This is a genomic window from Fructobacillus apis (genome assembly GCF_023893635.1).
Lineage (GTDB): Bacteria > Bacillota > Bacilli > Lactobacillales > Lactobacillaceae > Fructobacillus > Fructobacillus apis.
The window spans coordinates 328,310-346,881 of sequence record NZ_JAMWYK010000001.1; the positions used below are offsets into that span (position 1 = coordinate 328,310).

15 protein-coding genes are annotated in these 18,572 nt (G+C 49.3%); 1 reads left to right on the forward strand and 14 read right to left on the reverse strand.

Annotation, left to right across the window (positions count from 1 at the left end; genetic code table 11):
* Positions 1–76 precede the first annotated feature (76 nt).
* The 12 genes from pcrA to gnd form a co-directional block, all read right to left on the reverse strand.
* The gene (pcrA, locus tag NFX39_RS01415; RefSeq protein ID WP_252442305.1) at positions 77–2,329 is read right to left on the reverse strand and encodes a DNA helicase PcrA; all 2,253 of its coding nucleotides are present in this window, start codon (positions 2,327–2,329) and stop codon (positions 77–79) included.
* Between the two features lie 148 nt (positions 2,330–2,477).
* Positions 2,478–3,104 (reverse strand): glycoside hydrolase family 73 protein, encoded by a 627-nt coding sequence (locus tag NFX39_RS01420; RefSeq protein ID WP_252442307.1) that lies wholly within the window; start codon positions 3,102–3,104, stop codon positions 2,478–2,480.
* A gap of 126 nt (positions 3,105–3,230) precedes the next feature.
* A complete protein-coding gene (locus NFX39_RS01425) occupies positions 3,231–3,614 on the reverse strand; it encodes a hypothetical protein (RefSeq protein ID WP_252442309.1) in 384 nt (127 codons plus the stop codon).
* Positions 3,615–3,736: 122 nt separating this feature from the next.
* Positions 3,737–4,036: a DUF1292 domain-containing protein gene (locus tag NFX39_RS01430; protein WP_252442311.1), complete on the reverse strand. Its 300-nt coding sequence runs from the start codon at positions 4,034–4,036 to the stop codon at positions 3,737–3,739.
* Between the two features lie 36 nt (positions 4,037–4,072).
* Positions 4,073–4,504 (reverse strand): Holliday junction resolvase RuvX, encoded by a 432-nt coding sequence (gene ruvX, locus NFX39_RS01435; protein ID WP_252442313.1) that lies wholly within the window; start codon positions 4,502–4,504, stop codon positions 4,073–4,075.
* A complete protein-coding gene (locus NFX39_RS01440; protein ID WP_213809093.1) occupies positions 4,504–4,755 on the reverse strand; it encodes an IreB family regulatory phosphoprotein in 252 nt (83 codons plus the stop codon). The genes ruvX and NFX39_RS01440 overlap by 1 nt, the downstream gene beginning before the upstream one ends.
* A gap of 164 nt (positions 4,756–4,919) precedes the next feature.
* Positions 4,920–7,601 carry an alanine--tRNA ligase gene (gene alaS / locus NFX39_RS01445; RefSeq protein WP_252442315.1) on the reverse strand — a complete coding sequence of 894 codons (2,682 nt, stop codon included), beginning with the start codon at positions 7,599–7,601 and terminating at the stop codon, positions 4,920–4,922.
* 312 nt (positions 7,602–7,913) lie between these two features.
* Positions 7,914–9,341 (reverse strand): APC family permease, encoded by a 1,428-nt coding sequence (locus tag NFX39_RS01450; RefSeq protein WP_252442317.1) that lies wholly within the window; start codon positions 9,339–9,341, stop codon positions 7,914–7,916.
* A gap of 252 nt (positions 9,342–9,593) precedes the next feature.
* Positions 9,594–11,231 (reverse strand): APC family permease, encoded by a 1,638-nt coding sequence (locus NFX39_RS01455; protein WP_252442319.1) that lies wholly within the window; start codon positions 11,229–11,231, stop codon positions 9,594–9,596.
* Positions 11,232–11,365: 134 nt separating this feature from the next.
* Positions 11,366–12,745, reverse strand: coding sequence for a gluconate:H+ symporter (locus NFX39_RS01460; RefSeq protein WP_252442321.1), 1,380 nt, complete (start codon positions 12,743–12,745; stop codon positions 11,366–11,368).
* A gap of 39 nt (positions 12,746–12,784) precedes the next feature.
* Positions 12,785–14,338: a gluconokinase gene (gene gntK, locus NFX39_RS01465; RefSeq protein ID WP_252442323.1), complete on the reverse strand. Its 1,554-nt coding sequence runs from the start codon at positions 14,336–14,338 to the stop codon at positions 12,785–12,787.
* A gap of 126 nt (positions 14,339–14,464) precedes the next feature.
* Positions 14,465–15,376 carry a phosphogluconate dehydrogenase (NAD(+)-dependent, decarboxylating) gene (gnd, locus tag NFX39_RS01470; protein WP_252442325.1) on the reverse strand — a complete coding sequence of 304 codons (912 nt, stop codon included), beginning with the start codon at positions 15,374–15,376 and terminating at the stop codon, positions 14,465–14,467.
* Between the two features lie 136 nt (positions 15,377–15,512).
* Here gnd and NFX39_RS01475 point away from each other — a divergent pair, with 136 nt between their 5' ends.
* On the forward strand, positions 15,513–16,376 hold the full coding sequence (locus NFX39_RS01475) for a MurR/RpiR family transcriptional regulator (protein WP_252442327.1): 864 nt from the start codon (positions 15,513–15,515) through the stop codon (positions 16,374–16,376).
* Positions 16,377–16,462: 86 nt separating this feature from the next.
* Here the strand turns inward: NFX39_RS01475 and udk are convergent, their stop codons facing one another.
* Positions 16,463–17,092: a uridine kinase gene (gene udk, locus NFX39_RS01480; RefSeq protein ID WP_252442329.1), complete on the reverse strand. Its 630-nt coding sequence runs from the start codon at positions 17,090–17,092 to the stop codon at positions 16,463–16,465.
* Positions 17,093–17,212: 120 nt separating this feature from the next.
* On the reverse strand, positions 17,213–18,559 hold the full coding sequence (locus NFX39_RS01485; RefSeq protein WP_252442331.1) for an MFS transporter: 1,347 nt from the start codon (positions 18,557–18,559) through the stop codon (positions 17,213–17,215).
* Positions 18,560–18,572 lie beyond the last annotated feature (13 nt).

The following is an 18,572-nucleotide window of genomic DNA, read 5'->3' on the forward strand; positions in this document are numbered from 1 at the left end:
CTTACTTTCTTACTATGTACAAGGGCGACTTTGACGGTTTTTACGCTGTCAAAGTCAGACCCGACTGTGATTCTTTTTATTCCGCCTTTGTAATCGGAGCAAAGGCAGCCAAGAGTTGCTTGATGCCGTCTTCTGGGAAGGCAACCTTCAATTCCTGGTCTTCGGAAGAACCGGTAACAGAAACAACCGTTCCGATTCCCCACTTCTTGTGTTGCACCTTGTCGCCGGCCTGCCATGAGACACCTTCGGCACCGGTCGTCTTGGCTTCAGACTTCTGCACGGCAGAGGCCTTAACCGGACGGCCGTTATAGGTCGTCTGCGTGGCGGCCAAGAACTTGGATGATAATCCTGGTTGCGTAGCCGATGAACCGGCTGGGTAAACCTTATCGATCAAGTCCATTGAGATTTCATCGATGAAGCGTGATGGCTGGTTAGCCTGCGTCTTTCCGTAGAGCATACGGGAGAAGGCGTTTGTCAGGTACAACTTCTGTTCGGCACGCGTGATTCCAACGTAGGCCAAACGACGTTCTTCTTCGAGCAAGTCCTCGTCTTGTGCGGCACGGCCCAGTGGGAAGAGTCCCTCTTCCAAACCGATCAAGAAGACCGTTGGGAATTCCAGACCCTTGGCGGCGTGCAAGGTCATCAAGGTCACTTGACCGGAATCTTCTTCCACGTTGTCCAGTTCGGCGACCAAGGCGGTTGAGCCAAGGAAATCCGTTAGCGGGTCAACGGCGTCTTCAGCATCCGGGTCGTACTTCGTCTCGAATTCCTTGGTAACGGAAATGAATTCCTCCAAGTTTTCGAGTCGGGACTGGGATTCTGGGTCGGACTTCGCCTGCAATTCCTTGCGGTAGCCCGACTGGTCCAGAATCAAGTCCGTGAGTTCGGACACGTCCAAGAATTCAGCCTGTTGCTTGAAGTTATGAATCATCTCCGAAAACTCAAGCAACTTCTTTGCGGCGGCTGGACGGATGTCCGGCGCCATCTCAATCTGGTCGATAGCCGCCAACATTGGCAAGCCCATCTGGTCGGCAAAGCTAAAGAGACGGTCCACGGACGTTTGTCCGATGGAACGCTTTGGCACGTTCACAATGCGTTCGAAGGCCGCGTTGTCGGCTGGGTTGGCCACCAATGAGAGGTAGGCCATGATATCCAAAATTTCCTTTCGGTCGTAGAACTTGTGTCCCCCGACAATCGTGTAAGGAATGTTGGCCTTCACCAGCGCTTCTTCCATCGCACGGGACTGGGCGTTGGTGCGGTAGAGAATGGCGAAGTCGGACAAGGACTTCTTTTCTTCACGTTGACCCTTTTGAATCTTACCGAGCACGTAGTAAGCTTCGTCTTGTGCGGACTGGGCACGGTAGTAGGTGATCTTGTCACCCTTTCCGTTGTCCGTCCACAACTTCTTTGGCACGCGTTCCTGGTTGTTGTTAATGACGTCGTTTGCGGCGTCCAGGATGTTTTGCGTTGACCGGTAGTTTTGTTCCAAGAAGACGGACTTGGCATCTGGCCAGTCGTTTTCGAAGTTCAAAATGTTTTGCATATTGGCCCCACGCCAACCATAGATGGACTGGTCGGCGTCACCAACGACGGCAAGGTTGTGAGAACCCTGTGCTAGCATATTTACGATTTTGTACTGGGCGTCGTTTGTATCCTGGTACTCGTCGACGTGCAGGTAGCGGAACTGTTCTTGGTAGCGTTGCAGTATTTCCGGTACCTTTTCGAAGAGCTCAATCGTCAGCATAATCAGGTCATCGAAGTCGACGGACTGCGCTTGACGCAGGGCCTTCTGGTAGGCCACGTAAACTTCGGCCACGCGTTCTTCGTAGAAGTTACCCGCTTCCTTTTGGTAGTCCTTTGGCGTGAGCAATTCGTTTTTGGCGTTTGAGATGGTTCCCAGCACCGTCCGTGGGTCGTACTGGTTCGTGTCCAGGTTCAACTCGTTAATCACGCGCTTAATCAAAGTCTTTTGGGCGGAACCATCCAAGATGGTAAAGTTCTTTCCCAGACCGATTGCTTCTCCATCACGACGGAGGATTCGAACGGCGAGGGCGTGGAAGGTGGAGACCCAAATGGACGCGGCCATTTCGGGGTCGACCAACTTGGCGATACGCTCGCGCATTTCACGGGCGGCCTTGTTCGTAAACGTGATGGCCAGAATGCGCCATGGTCGTACGTCTAAATCTTCAATCAGGTGGGCGACTCGGTGCGTCAAAACACGCGTCTTACCGGAACCAGCCCCGGCCATAATTAAAAGCGGTCCTTCCGTTGTCCGGACCGCTTCGGCCTGCTTGTCATTCATCCCTTTGGTTAGTTCTTCAACAGTCATTTTGCCATCCTAAAGTCTTAATTTACTTCCCTTATTTTATCATAAAGCCACCTTCAATTCGGGTTGAACCAGGCCTAAAAGCAAGACAATTCAGGCTAAAAAAGCCAAATAAAAAGTCCGGTACGACCCGGACTTTTAAAGCAAACTTCTATTGTGCGATATCAAAACGGTGCAAGTTGTACTTTTCAATCACGTGCACCAGCTTGGCCGCGTAATCTGGATCAGTGGCATAACCATCCTTCACCAGCGCCTGGGCAGCCTCCGAATAGGTCTTTGCCGAGAGAACGTGGGCGTACTGGGTTGGGTTCCAGGCCGTTCCCTTTCGCAGGAGCTCAGCGTGGGCCTTCATTGATGCCTGCCAGGAAGGATACGAGACAAAGGCAGCGTCAATTGTCTTCCACTCCCCGTCCTCGTACTCCTTGGTAGACATTGTCACAGAAGGCTGACCGGCACCTGCCTTCACCCCGTAGAGGTTGTGGGCACGAACGGCCAGGCTTGATTGCCCGAAGTCGGATTCCAAGGCCGCCTGGGCCAAAGAAATCGAAGCAAAGACCCCGTAGGTCTGTTGCAACTGTTGGGCGTAGGGCGCCCATTCCTTCAGTTGATTAGAATGCGCGTCCTCAATCAACTGGTCCTGACGGCGCTCCAGGAAGGATGGCGTCAAGGTGGCAGCGGCCACCACAAGTGCCAGGAGGATTATCAGGCCAGCGAAATAACGTCTTTTTGCCTTTTTATTCCGTGGCAGCTTAATCCACTTTCTTTTTCTTCTGGCCATGGGTCATCCCCCTTTCTTGCAAAAACTTTCTAAAGTAGAGTATACGCTTTTTCGACGTACCTGGGCAAATGTCCCAAACAAAAAAGCCGTCCCGAAAAACGGAACGACTGGGACAGCCAGGCCGACTTATTTCTTAAAGTCAGCCCCTTGGATATCAATGGTCTTCTTGTTGTCCTTCATTTGGAAGGCGATACCACGAACACCCGATTGCTTAACCGTGTCTGAACCCTCTGGGTAGAGCAGTACGACAACGTTGTCTTTGACGTAGTAGGTTCCGTTGACCTTCTGTTGGCTGTTTTCCGTACTGTAGAGCTTGTACGTGTTGCCCTTAAATTCAATCTTATTTTTCACTTGTTTATTTGAGTAAGTTCCGGAAAGTTGGGTGGCGCTGGCTTTGATTTGCAACCCGATAATGGTTGCCGCAACGGCGATCACAATGACCGCTGCCACGATTCCCGCAATCCACTTATTCTTCTTTGACATATCTTTTAATTTAAAATCCTTAATCATGAATGAAGCCTTCCTTTCTTCCCTAGATTAGTCTTCTTTTAAACAAAGGTCAAATTTTAAAAAATACACTTCTCTTTTTCAAAGAAAAAAGCAGGAGCCCAAGGCTTCCTGCTTTTTATCTTTTATTCGAAGTTGGCGTCATCGTCCAAGAACGTGTTCAACACTTCTTCGACCATTGACCATTCGGCGTCGTCTTCGATTGGCATCAAGTCGCCATCCTTTGCTTCGCCGTCTTCTTCTGGGTTGAAGATGTAAGCTTGAACATCAACTTGTTCGTCTTCTTCAACGCCTTCTGGAACCAACAAGATGTATGACTTGTCGTATTCTTCTGAGTGGAACGTGAAGAGCACTTCGTATAATGCTTCGTCACCGTTTTCGTCCACGAGTGTAATCTTATCAATTTCTGGTTGTTCTTTTGCCATCATTCTATCCTTTTTCTGGGTATTTGCTAGCGATTTTTATTTGGTTAACTTCCCGTTTCGATCCAGGTAGTTTTGCAAGATGAATTCGGCTGCAATCTTGTCGATGACCTTCTTTCGCTTCTTTCGTGAAACGTCGGCCTCTTCAATCAGCATCCGTTCGGCTTCCACCGTGGTCAACCGTTCATCTTGAAAATCAGTTGGCAGTCCAAACTTTTCCTCAACCATGACCGCGTAGGCGCGAGACGCCTCAGCACGTGGCCCTTCGGTATTGTTCATGTTTTTGGGCAGACCTAAAACAACTGCCTTGGCTCCCTTTTCCTTGATGATTTCACCAAGGCGGTCCAAGCCGAAGATTTTTTCATCTTCGTTGATGCGGATGATTTCCACACCCTGCGCCGTCCATCCCATTGGGTCAGAACAGGCCACACCAACAGTCTTTGAGCCTACGTCTAATCCGAGTATCCGCATTATTTTTTCAAATAAGCGTGTACGAGTTCCTCGATGATTTCATCACGCTCATGACGCTTAATTAAGTTACGAGCATCGTGCAAACGAGGAATGTATGCTGGATCTCCAGACATCAAGTAGCCGACGATTTGGTTGAACGGGTTGTAGCCCTTTTCTTCCAAGGCGGCGTAAACCAAAACCATGGTTTCGTGAATGTCTTTTGGTTCTTGATTGCCAAAATCAAAGATGGCTGTTTCATCACTTACGCTCATCGTACACACTCCTTTCTTTATCAAATCTTAACTTTCTAGCTGGCTCTATTCTAACACGTTTTCGAATTTTAAACCTTAAATCGGTCTAAATTCAGCCTTCGGTCTAGACCTACGGCCTTAGCTTTGAAAGTCAGAGACGAACTTTCTTAGAAAATCCGTTTTGCTTAGACTTCTTCGATGAAGCTCTTGGCCTTGGCCAAAGCTTCATCAATCTTGGAGGCATCCTTACCACCGGCTTGAGCCAAGTCAGGGCGTCCACCTCCACCACCACCAACGATTGGGGCGATGGTCTTGATCAAGTCACCGGCCTTCAAGCCAGCGGCGTTGGCATCCTTGTCGGCGGCAACCAAGAGGTTGACCTTTTCGCCGATCGCAGCGGCCAAGACCAAAACGTTTGAAGCCGCCTTATCACGCCAGGCGTCCGCCATTTGACGGAGCGCACCCGCGTTGTCGACCTTCACTTGAGCAGCGACAACGGTCAACTTTCCAACCTTTTCGGCGTTGTCCAAGAGGCTTTGAGCTTGGTAAGCCGCTAATTGGGCTTGCAAGCTTTCGATTTGGCTCTTGGCGTCCTTCAATTCAGCTGACAATTCAGCCACACGGTCAGAGACAGCCAAGAGGTTTGGCACCTTCAAGTTTGAAGCGATGGCTTGCAAGGTTTGTTCTTCGGCCTGGAAGTCCGTCAAAGCAGGCAATGACGTCATGGCTTCGATCCGACGGATTCCGGCACCGACACCGGCTTCAGAAGTGATCTTGAACAAGTTCAATTCAGCGGTTGAAGCAGCGTGCGTTCCACCATCGAATTCTTGGTTGTAGTCCCCGATGGAAACGATTCGAACCGTGTCACCGTACTTGTCGTCAAAGACGGCAACGGCACCAAGCTTCTTGGCGTCTTCGATGGACATTTCTTTCCATGAAATTGGCAGGTTCTTTTGAATCTGCAAGTTCACTTCGTCTTGCACCTTGTTCAAGGTTGCTTGGTCAACTGGTCCTTCGTGGTTGAAGTCGAAACGCAAGTATTCTGGTTCAACCAATGAACCAGCCTGGTGGATGTCACCACCGATGACGTTGCGCAAGGCTTGGTCAAGCAAGTGCGTGGCCGTGTGGTTCAATGACACCGCGTGGTGACGTTCCATGTCGACTTGAAGGTCCACCACTTGGCCAACCTTGATGTCTTCTGCCAAGGTTACTTCGTGGATGTTTTGACCGTTTGGTCCGGCTTGAACATCCTTCACTTCGGCAACAACGTTACCGTTTTCGTCCTTGACCGTTCCGCAGTCGGCAACTTGTCCACCCATTTCAGCGTAGAAAGGCGTTTGATCGAAGACCAACCAGGCTGGGTTTCCGGCCTTGGCTGAATCCGTATCAACCGCAACACCGGAGTCGTCGTGGGCGATGATGGCCACAATCTTAGCGCCGGAAACTGCCGTCTTTGACCAACCAACGTAAGTTGATTCAACCTTCAAATCGGTCAAAGCCGCGTTTTGAACACCCATGGCATGTTGGTCACCACGGGCGGCACGGGCCCGGTCCTTTTGTTCTTGGAGGGCTTGCTTGAAGCCGTCCATGTCAACCGTCATCCCCACTTCCTCGGCTTGTTCGGCCGTCAATTCAACTGGGAATCCGTACGTGTCAGAAAGCTTAAAGGCGTCTGTCCCTGAGATTTCCGTTGAGCCGTTCTTCTTGGCTTCCTTCACGAAGTCGTCGAACATGGAAAGTCCAGCCTTCAACGTCTTGTTAAAGCGCTTTTCTTCGGCCGTCATGATGGATTCAATCAAGCCTTGCTTTTCCTTCAATTCTGGGTAGAAGGAATCGAGGGTACCAATCATAGCAGGCACCAACTTGGCCAAGAAGTTTTTCTTGATGCCAAGCTTTTGTCCGTGCAACACGGCACGACGGAGCAAACGACGGATAACGTATCCGCGTCCTTCGTTTGATGGCTTGGCACCGTCCGTGATGGCAAAGGCCACGGCACGGATGTGGTCGGCGATAACCTTGAAGGAAACGTTGTCTTCCGTGTCCTTTGTGGTGTCGTAGACCTTACCGTCCGTCAACGGTTCCGTTGCGCGGATGATTGGCAAGAAGAGGTCCGTATCGAAGTTCGTGCGTCCGTTTTGGAAAACGGATACCAAACGTTCAAGTCCCATCCCCGTATCAATGTTTTTGTGTGGCAATTCAGGGTACTGCGAGTTATCCGTCAAGCCAGGCAAGTGGTTGAACTGTGAGAAGACGATGTTCCAGATTTCGAGGTAACGTTCGTTTTCCCCTCCTGGATACATTTCAGGGTCATCCGAAGGAATGTCTTGGAAGGCTTCCCCACGGTCGTAGAAGATTTCAGAATCGGGTCCGGAAGGTCCTTCACCGATATCCCAGAAGTTGTCTTCCACTTCGTAGACGTGGCCAGCAGGCAAGTCAGTCTTTTCTTCCCAAATCTTGCGTGATTCTTGGTCCTTAGGATAGACCGTGACGTAGAGCTTTTCCTTGTCCAGACCGTACCATTCAGGTGACGTCAACAATTCCCAGGCCCAAGGAATCACTTCTTCCTTGAAGTAGTCCCCGATGGAGAAGTTTCCCATCATTTCAAACAACGTGTGGTGGCGGGCCGTCTTTCCAACGTTTTCGATATCGTTGGTACGGATGGCCTTCTGCGCGTTGGTCAAACGTGGCTTTGGTGGCACAACAGAACCATCAAAGTACTTCTTCAACGTGGCAACACCAGAGTTGATCCAAAGCAGTGATGGGTCGTTTTCTGGAATGAGTGACTTGGCTGGAACAACCAAGTGGTCCTTGCTAGCAAAGAAATCCAAGAACATTTGGCGGATTTCTGCTGATGATAATTCTTTCATCTCAAGCTCCTTTTAAAAACAAAATAAAAAGCCATCACAAAGAGCGGACGCGTGACCGTGGTACCACCGCTGTTTGTAATGACTGCTAAAGTCTTACCTCAAGCCCGTTAACGCTGGGTCGCGGTCGTCTTTCGACGACGTGTTGATTGGGAGCACAGAAAGCTGATTTCTAGCCCCTTCCACCAACCGGGGCCTCGCTAGAAGAAATCACGAAAACTGCATGACCAATTAATGACTTTATTATAGCACAATCAAAGGCTGTGATTAATAAAAAAAGTCGGTCCCGACGAGGCCGGGACCGGCTCTTAATTCTTATTTTTTCGTGGATGAATTCTTGTGTCCGTAAAAGGCGTAGACCACAAGTCCCAGAACGAACCAGATCAAAGCGTAAAGCTTGGCTTGGCCGTCAAGGGTGTAGAAGATGTAACCGGCACCAGCGGCTGCCAAAGCAGGCAACACTGGGTAGAACGGCATCTTAAACCCAGGAACCGGAAGGTCCTTTCCTTCACGCGGACGAAGGGCATAGACACCCAGCGAAACGATGATAAAGGCAATCAACGTTCCGGCTGAAATCAAACCAGCCAATTCGTTGAAGGAGAAGAAGGAACCAATCAAAATGGCAATCACTGCCAAGAAGATCAAGGCGTTGTTTGGTTGCCCTGACTTTGACACCTTTCCCAAGAAGGATGGCAGGAGGCCATCACGTCCAAAGGCGTAAAGCAAACGGGAACCAGCCAACATCATCCCAATGAGTCCCGTAAACATTCCGGCCAAGGCCACAACGGACAGGATGTGAGACGTCAACGTGTGACCTGAGTGCAAGAGTGCCCAGGCAGCTGGCGCCGCGTTGTTCTTGTAAGCAGAATAGTGGAACATTCCAACCAGAACAAGGGCCACCGTCACGAAGAGCACCGTGGCAATCAAAAGTGAACCAATGATTCCACGTGGCATCGTCTTTTGTGGATTCTTGGCTTCAGCGGAGTTGGCCGCGATTGAGTCAAACCCAATGTAGGCCAAGAAGATTTGTGAGGCACCCGCCGCAATTCCTTGCCAGCCACCAAAAGTGGTTCCTGGCACGTGGGCTGGGATGAAGTTGGCGTAGTTAACTGGCTTAATCGCAGTGGCACCCACGATGATGAAGAGGATGATGACACCGACCTTCAAAACGACGAGGATGTTTTCAACCTTTGCCGTGTTGGCCGTCCCCTTGTACAAAAGCGTTCCGACAATCAAGATGGCCAGAAGCGCAAAGAGGTCGACGAAGCCCCCGTTCCCATCGGAAACGGGATTAGCCAAAGCGTTTGGCAACGTCCATCCAAAGGAGGACAAGAAGAGCTTAAAGTTAGCCGACCATCCGGCTGCAACGAAGGCCACACAGATGAAGTACTCGGCAAGCAAGGCCCAACCAGCAATCCATCCAAAGACCTTTCCGAACACAACGGAGGCCCAGGAGTATACGGAACCGGCAAAGGGCAACACCGATGCAAATTCAGCGTAGGCAAAGGCCGTGAGTCCGGAAACCAAGGCTGCCAACAAGAAGGAAATCGTTACCGACGCTCCCGCGTGTTCGGCTGCCACGATTCCTGGCAAGGTGAAGATGGCCGCCCCAACGATTGTTCCCACACCAAGAGCGAGCATTTCCTTCACGCCCAGCGTCTTTTCCAAGTGGGCGTCAGAAGCTTCAAAGTTTGCCGGGTTTGCCTTTTCAAACCAAGCGTTTAATCCGCGATTTTTGTTCATCATTTTCCCCAAAACTGTCTTTTATAAACTGCTGAAAATTTTACCAATTTTAAAAGGTAAAGTCAATTTACCTGACGTGTCTGGTCTAGACATACACTCTTCGTATAACTGTATCGACAAGTCTTCTCCAAAAGTCACAGCCGCCCCGCCCATATTTTAGTCGGCGATTCATCAGCACAGCACGATTTGCGAAGCTCTTACAAGCATACAAAAAGCCGGCCCCGGGTCGGGGCCGACTTTTAAAGATGAAAATTACTTTTCTTCGATAGCGTGTTCAACGTCTTCGATGGCTTCTTCGTAGTCAACCGTATCGTTAATCTTCTTTGCACGCTTGAAGTACTTCGTGATCAAGTGTGATCCCTTACCCCAGGCATAGAAACCAAGAGCAACAACGGAAACCATCACGAAGTCAAGTGGGTACTTGACCAAACCAATACCGTTAAATTCAACGGAACCAATGTATGATTCAATTGACAAAACAATCAGGTATGAAAGCAACCAGAATGAACCCTGCAATTGCTTCTTGTGACGTTCCCACTTGAATCCTTGCTTCCACTCGTAGAAGAAGTAGAATGGCAGACCCAAGATGATGATCAAGATAACCTCAATCGTCGTTGGCCACATTGCCCAGTAAGTGGCAAGTGATGCCAAGATGAAGGCCAATGGTGCCATCCACTTCATGGCCTTTGAGTGGAATGGACGCGTAAATTCAGGCGCCATTTCACGAAGTGACATAACCGTCACAGGTCCAGTCATGTAAGCAATCAACGTCGCCGTTGAAATAACGGCCGCCAAAGTGCCCCATGAACGGAACAATGAAACCATGATCATGGACAATACAGCATCCGTCAACATGGCAACACGTGGAATTCCATACTTCTTGTTAATCTTACCCAAGAATGAAGGAATGTGCTTGTCGTCTGCCATCGCAGCCAACACACGACCAGTTGAGGCCGCAAAGGAAACTCCCGTACCGAATGGTGAGATGAAGGCGTCGGTATAAAGCATCACAGACAACCAGTGCAAACCAACCAAGATGGCCAAGTCAGCAAATGGTGACTGGAAGTTAATGCCGTGCCAACCGTGCTTAGCGATTTCCCAAGGTTCGATCGCCGTGATGAACGTTGATTGAATCAAGACGTACAACAAAGCAGCGATTGAAAGTGAAATCACGATTCCACGTGAGATGTCCTTCGTTGGGTCCTTCACTTCAGAACCAAAGTTGATGATGGTCTGGAAGGCGTTAAATGAGAAGATGATACCAGAAACAGTCGTTGCCGCAAAGATTGGGGCAGTACCGTAAGGCATAAATTCTGACAAGTTTGACCCGTAGTTTGATGGGTGGAATGAGGCAATCGTCAACATCACGATCGTCAACAATGGCACACCCAACTTAAAGAATGAGATGAATGACGTGAACTTCGTCAGCAATGACACTGACCAGTAGTTCAACAAGGTAAAGATGATGATGAATAAGAATACCACCATCAAACCTGGGGTCGTAATGGAGCTACCATCCAAGAAGTTCTTCGTCCAGTTTGCCCAAGCCCATGGCCAAGTAGCCATGTACTGAACAGCCGCAACGGCTTCAATCGGAATCAACGTAATCAAAGAAACCCAGTTGGCCCATGAGGCGATGAAACCAAGCAATGAACCGTGCGTGTACTGAGCGAACTTTGACATTCCTCCAGACTGTGGGAACATCGTTCCCAATTCAACGTATGTGTAGGCGATGACACCGATAACAAGGGCACCAATCACCCATGAAATAATAGCCGCTGGACCCGCCACTCGTGTGGCCTCCCAGGACCCGAACAACCAACCTGATCCAATTAATGCACCAAGGCCGAGCAGGACCAGCTGCACTAAACCAATTTTATTAGATTTCATAATAACCTTTCTTCACATATTCAAAGTGACCACTCAAATATAATCACCGATGGTCACTATTTTACCAGAGATTTTCTAAAATGCAAAACATGTTACAAAAAAACCACCGAAATTTTTTCGGTGGTTTTGGTTTTTTAGACTAAGATCGCCGTCAAAATTAAGATAACTGCCAAACCTGTCAATGAGATAACTGTTTCAAGAACAGTCCAGATTTGGAATGTTTGCTTAACCGTGAGGTCGAAGAATTCCTTGAAAATCCAGAATCCCGCGTCGTTCACGTGAGAAGCAATCAATGAACCTGCTCCGATTGCCAAGGCAACCAAAACAAAGAGCATGTCGTTGTGTGGGGCAACGTTCAAGATTCCCGTTACCACACCAGCGGCCGTCATTCCTGCAACCGTGGCTGAACCAACAGACACACGCAAGATTGAGGCAACCGCCCAGGCAAAGAGCACAATCATGATTGGTGACATTGAACCAGATGACTGGAACAATGACGCAATCTTGGCTGACATTCCTGATGAGACCAAGACACCTGACAAGGCACCTCCACCACCAACAATGAGCAAGATTCCTGAAACGGCGTTCATTCCTTCGTTCAATGAACCCGCAACCGTCTTCATGTCACGCTTTTGCATGGTTCCCATCGTAAAGATGGCCACGATCAATGAAATCGTCATGGCGATGGCTGGGTTGGCCAAGAAATCAATGACTTGGTAAGTCACCGTTGGGTTTTCAGGCTTTACACCACCAGTAACCACCAACTTGTAAACCGTTGCCACAATCATGAAGAGCAATGGGAAGACAGAAGTCAAAACGGAAAGACCAAATGATGGCGTCTTGTCCAAATCGTATTCCTTCACTTCACCAACGGCTTCGATGTGTTCCTTGAATTGGAAAGCATCGGGCGCGTACTTCTTAGCCAACTTCGTAAAGACTGGTCCGGCAACAACGGCCGTGATGATAGCGATGAACAAACCAACCACAAGCATCAACCCGATGTTGGCGTGCACTTCGTTTGCAACGGCCGTTGGAGCTGGTTGTGGAGGCAAGAATCCCTGTGCTGATGACAAGGCAGCCGTCATGGAAACACCCAAGTACAAGAGTGGCACACCGGCTTCAATGGCAACGGCAAAGACGATTGGAATCAAAAGCACCATTCCAACACCGAAGATCATTGAGATTCCGATGATGAATGAAGCGAGCAAAACAGCCCACTGCAAACGCTTCAATCCGAACCAAGAGATCAACGTCTTGGCGATGCGGTAAGAACCACCAGCATCGGCAACCAAACGTCCAATCATTCCTCCGAAGATGAAGACCGCGGCGTTTTGACCAAGCGTCTTACCCATTCCGTTGATACCAACGGCATTTGGAATATCAGCTGGGTTCATACCCAAGAGCAAGGCCAACACAAAGGCCGTAATAATCAATGAGACGAACGTGTTCAATTTGAATTTGGTGATCAAGACCAACAAAAGCAAAATGGACACGGCTAACATAATAAATTCCATATTATTGTTTCCGTTTCTGGGGCTTAGCCCCTTTTCTTGTTATTTCTTGTCAGATGGCTTTACGTGCTTCCGTTGGAAGGCCGCAATGTTATCATACTCCGTTTGGAGCTGACGAGAAAGGCGAATGAAGATTGGCGCGAGTTCACGGTAAGCTTCAAAGTTTTCTGGATCTGGTTGGTAGGTGTTGGACTTCCCGATGTACTTTGAAATTTCGTACAAGTCATCGATTTGACCAAGCGCCTTTTGGGCAACCACAACAGCTGCCAAGGCACCAGATTCAAAGGCTTGCGGCACCGTCACTGGTTGTTCGAAGATGTCCGCAAACATTTGACGCCAGAGTGGTGAACGGGCGAATCCACCCGTTGCTTGGATGGACTTCAATGAACCAACCACTTCTTCCAGGGCCAATGACACCATGTAGACGTTGAAGGTAATTCCTTCAAGCACCGCACGGAGCAAGTTGGCACGCGTGTGTCCGTGGTTCAAACCGAAGAATGACCCACGTGCGTTTGCGTCCCAGATTGGGGCACGTTCCCCACCCAAGTATGGGTGGAAGAGCAAACCGTCAGAACCAGCAGGAATCTTTGAGGCGATTTCCGTCATCAAGTCGTATGGGTCTTGTCCAAGCAAGGCCGCCGTGGACTTTTCAGCATCGAACAAGTTGTCCTTTGCCCAACGGAAGACGTCCCCACCGTTGTTAACCGGTCCACCAACAACCCAGTGGTCCTTATCCAAGGCGTATGTGAAGGTACGACCCTTAGGATCGATCACCGGCTTGTCTGAAACGACACGGATGGCACCGGAAGTACCAATCGTAATCGCTGCGACACCTGGCTGAACCGCGTCAACACCAAGGTTTGACAAAGGTCCATCCCCGGCACCGTAGACAAACGGCACGTCTTCTGGCAAGCCCAAAACAGCAGCCAATTCCTTGTGCATGCCCGTTTCGTATTCGTAAGGAGAAACCGTTTCAGGCAACTGTTCCTTCTTAACACCGGTCACTTCCAAGGCCTGCTTGTCCCAGTCGAGTTCAAAGATGTTGAACATCCCAGTACCAGAGGCGATGGAAATGTCCATCTTGTTGGCGCCGAAGAGACGGTGGAACAAGTATTCCTTGATACCCAAGTAGTGGGCAGCCTTTTCAAAGACTTCTGGCTTGTCGTTCTTCAACCAGAGCATCTTTGAAAGTGGGGCCATTGGGTGAATTGGCGTTCCAGTCTTTTGGTAGATTTCCATCCCCTGACCAGAAGCCTTCAATTCTTCCGTGAAGTTCACGGCACGGGTATCGGCCCAAGTGATCACACGGGTCAATGGGTTCCAATCCTTATCAAAAGCAATGAGTGAGTGCATGGCAGATGAGAAGGAAACGGCCTTGATGGTGTTTCCCTTTGACAATTCTGCCTTACGTACCACTGCCCCTAAGGCGTTGGTGAAAGCAACAAAAATTTCGTCCAAATCTTCTTCAGCCATGTCGGTCGTTTCGCGGTAGAGCGGGTAACCGTAGTTGGCCTGAGCAACGACTTGATTTTGGTCATCGAACAAAACCGCCTTGGTTGAGGTAGTCCCAAGGTCGATTCCAATCATGTAGTCCATGTCATTTCTCCATTTCTAACAATGTTGAGTCGTGATTCGTTCTAACAGTGATTCTATGTTAACGCTTACGTAACCTGACAAACAAAAAGCCCCCGAACACGGGAGCTTATTGGTAAGAGTAAAAGCTTACTTCTTAACTGAGTCCATTGCGTGTCCACCGAAGCCGTTACGCAAAGCTGAAACAACCTTTCCAGTGAACGTGTCTTCTTGCAATGAACGGTAACGCATTGCAAGTGACAAGTAGATAACTGGTGCTGGAACTTCCAAGTCAAGTGATTCTTCAACCGTCCACTTACCTTCACCAGATGAGTGCATACGACCAGAGATTGCTGACAACTTAGGGTCCTTAGCGAATTGTTCTTCGATCAATTCCATCAACCATGAACGAACAACTGAACCGTTGTTCCACAACTTAGCAACTGCTTCGTAGTCGTAGTCGAATTGTGAAGCTTCCAATACTTCGAAACCTTCGGCGATGGCTTGCATCATACCGTATTCGATTCCGTTGTGGACCATCTTCAAGTAGTGACCTGATCCAAGGCGACCAGTGTACAAGTAACCGTCCTTTTGGGCGATTGATTCAAACAATGGTTCCAAAGTCTTCCATGCGTCGGCGTTGTCTCCACCGATCATGAAGTTACCACCGTTACGGGCACCTGACATTCCACCAGACGTACCAGCATCGAACAAGTTGATACCAGCTTCAGTCGTGCGCTTGTTTTGTTCAAGGTTGTCCTTGTAGTTTGAGTTCCCACCATCGATGATGATGTCGCCCTTGTCCATCTTTTCGATCAACGTGTCGATCGTTGAGTTCGTTGGCTTTCCTGCAGGAACCATAACCCAAACAACCTTAGGTGATGGCAACTTAGCAAGCATGTCATCCAACGTGTTGACACCTTCAACCTTGTCTGAGTAAGCATCTGCTTCTGCAACAAAGTCCTTGTTCAAGTCAAATGCAACAACTTCGTGGCCGTTGTCGACAGCGTTCTTAACCAAGTTAAGACCCATCTTTCCAAGACCAATCATGGCAAACTTCATGTCTATTACCTCTTTTAAATTCTTAATCTATATACTACGTCTCCTATTATATGAAAATCATTTACATAATACAAGGCGAAAATTGAAAATAACTTTCATCTCGGGTAGAATTGGTTTACACAAGAGGACAGTATTTATGAAAGAAAGTCAGGCCCGGGCCATCCTTGCTCAACTGAGCCAAGGCCCCAACAATTACAATCAGACGGAATCCAAGCTGGTTTCCTATATTAAAGAAGACTTGGACCAGGCAGCCGCCGACACCATCCAATCGATGGCCGAAAAGACCAAGGTTTCAACGGCCTCTATTTCCCGCTTCGTCAAGAAAATCGGTTTTTCATCTTACCGAGACTTCTCGATGGCCCTTGCTTCTTATAAGCAAAAGGAAGGCCCTCTGGACTTGTTCGGTGAAATCTCGGACGACGACAACACGAAGGCCATCGCCCAGAAGGTCTTCTCCGGTGCCCAAAACGCTTTGATGATGACCTCGGACGCTCTTCCAGCCGAAAATCTGGACAAGGCGCTGTCCTGGTTAGTTTCGGCCAAGCGCGTTGGTTTCTTTGGTATCGGTGGTTCCTCCATCGTCGCCTTCAACGCCTACCACAAGTTCCTGCGCACCCCAATCGATGTCATCTCCCACCCGGACTACGACATCCAGTTGATGCAGGCTGTCAAGTTAACCCCCCAGGACATGGCCGTGGTCATCTCCCACTCCGGTCGAAACGACGACACGTTGTTCTTGGCTCAGAAGCTGAAAGAACATCAAGTCCCCTTCATCGCCATCACGTCCTTTGCGGACTCTCCTCTGGCCCAAATCGCCGACATCGTCTTGCTGTCACTGGCCGAAGAGGTCAACTATCGATCCGAATCGATGTCATCCCTGATTGCCCAGTTGACGATTGTCGACACACTCTTCACGTTGGCAGGATCAAAGTTGCCAAAGGCCACGCAGGCCGTGGTCGACACAATGCGTGACGTCATCGAGGGAACGAGAAGGCATTAAGAATGATATGAAAGCCTGCTTCCGTCAGGGCATATAAAAAAGACTCGGTTTTATCCGAGTCTTTTTTGTGTCTGCAGGCTTTTTAATTAATCTTCTTTTTTCACCATGGCGATGGCCTGGTTCATCAACATGTCGATGGCCACGAAGTTTCCACCACCTTCTGGCACGATGATATCCGCATAGCGCTTTGTTGGCTCCACGAACTGATTGTGCATCGGCTTAACCGTTGCCGTGTACTGTTCGATCACACCTTCCACCGTACGACCACGTTCGTGCGTGTCACGTTGGAGACGACGGATAAAGCGCACATCGTCATCCGTATCCACATAGACCTTCAAGTCCATGAGGTCACGGACGCGCGCATCGTTGAACAACAACACACCGTCAACGATCACCACGTCACCCGGTTCCACGTGCGTCGTTTCCTTCGAACGCGTGTGTTCCGCATAATCATAAACCGGCGTATCAATCGCTTCGTAGTTAATCAACTTCTTCAAGTCTTCCACGAAACGGTCGGTTTCAATCGAATCCGGATGATCGTAATTCGTCTTCATCCGTTCTTCCATCGGCTTGTCAGACTGATCCTTGTAGTAGACATCTTGTTGAAGCAAGATGGGATGATTATCCGACAAACGCGTAATCAAGGCCTTTGAGACGGTCGTCTTCCCCGAACCAGAGCCCCCGGTAATTCCAATCAGAAACGGTTTCTTTGCCAAAATAGCCTCCACAAAAAAATGCTATGCTGTTCTATCTATATATTATTCCCATTTTACCGGACTATCAAACAAAAGGCTAGCAAAAAGTCAGACCCAACCAGGCCTGACTTCTTCGAGCATTTATTTTTGAACCTTCAAACGGGTAGCCAACAGGTAACCAGAAAGTGGTACCAAGATGAACCAAGCGGCTGTCAAGTTCAATGACGCACCGTAGCTGTTGCCGTTCTGGAAGAAACCAATCAAGATTCCCGCAACCAAAATGGACAAAGCACCAATCAATTGACGCATCGTCGTGATGATGGCGGTTCCGTGTGAAATCAAATTCTTAGGCAAGGCGTTTGATGCGGCCGTTACGGCTGGCATCATGATGAAGGCGTTCCCACCTTCCAACAACATCGCCCCAATGATGGCCAAGAGGAAGAACTTCGTTCCAAAGACGGCAAGCGTCAAGTATCCAAGCACCATCATCGTTGAACCAATCAAGACAAGTGGACGCAAGCCAATTTGACCGAGCAAGCGACCCGCGCGGGGGTTCAAGAATGACAAGAAGATGGCGGCTGGAATCATCAAGAAACCAGACACGATTGGTGCAAAGTGGAAGACCTTTTGGAAGTACAAAGGCATGATCACCGTGGCGGTAATCAAACCAGAGTAGGACATTCCAGTGAGCAACATCGCAGACAAGTAACCGCGGTGCAAGAAGACCCGCAAATCCAAGAACGGCGTCTTTTCCTTCAATTGACGCGTGACAAAGGCCACCAAGAGGATGATGGAAATGATGAGCGTGGCCGCCAATGGCATTGACCAGCCCTTGCTTGGCAAGATTGAAATCGTGTAAAGCAATCCGGCAAATCCAATCAACAAGAAGGATGACAAAAAGTCAAAGCTACGTGGCTTCAATTCGTGGGTGTTCTTAATCTTGCCCTGCACGGACAAAATCAACGTGAGCAACACCACGAAGAAGAAGGCGAAGAGCAAGCGCCAAGTTCCGAACTGCAAAACAATTCCGGAAACGATCGGCCCAACGGCCAAGGCGGATGACATCACCAAACCAACGGCACCCATGGCCACCCCACGGTTTTCTTCGGACGTGTTTTCCATGATGACCGCCTGGTACGTTGGGAAGAGCGCACCAACGGCAACTCCTTCCAGCAAGCGGCCCACGATGACACCCAAGAAGTTAGGCGTCACCATGGCGATCGCCGTTCCAACCAAGAAGGTGGCGACAATCAAGTTGAGCAAGGTGCGCAACTTCAAGTTGTCGAGCAACCAGGGGGAGAGTGGCATGACAAGCGTCATGGCCACCATGAACGCTGAGGTCACCCACTGAACGGCAGCCGCATCAATCCCGAATTGCTTCATCAAGATTGGGTAAGCGGTCGTCATCGTCGACTGTGAAATCGACATGGTAAATGAAATAAACAGCAGCACCAATGAGAATGCTGACAAGCTACGAATGTTCTTCATCGAACTTCCCTCC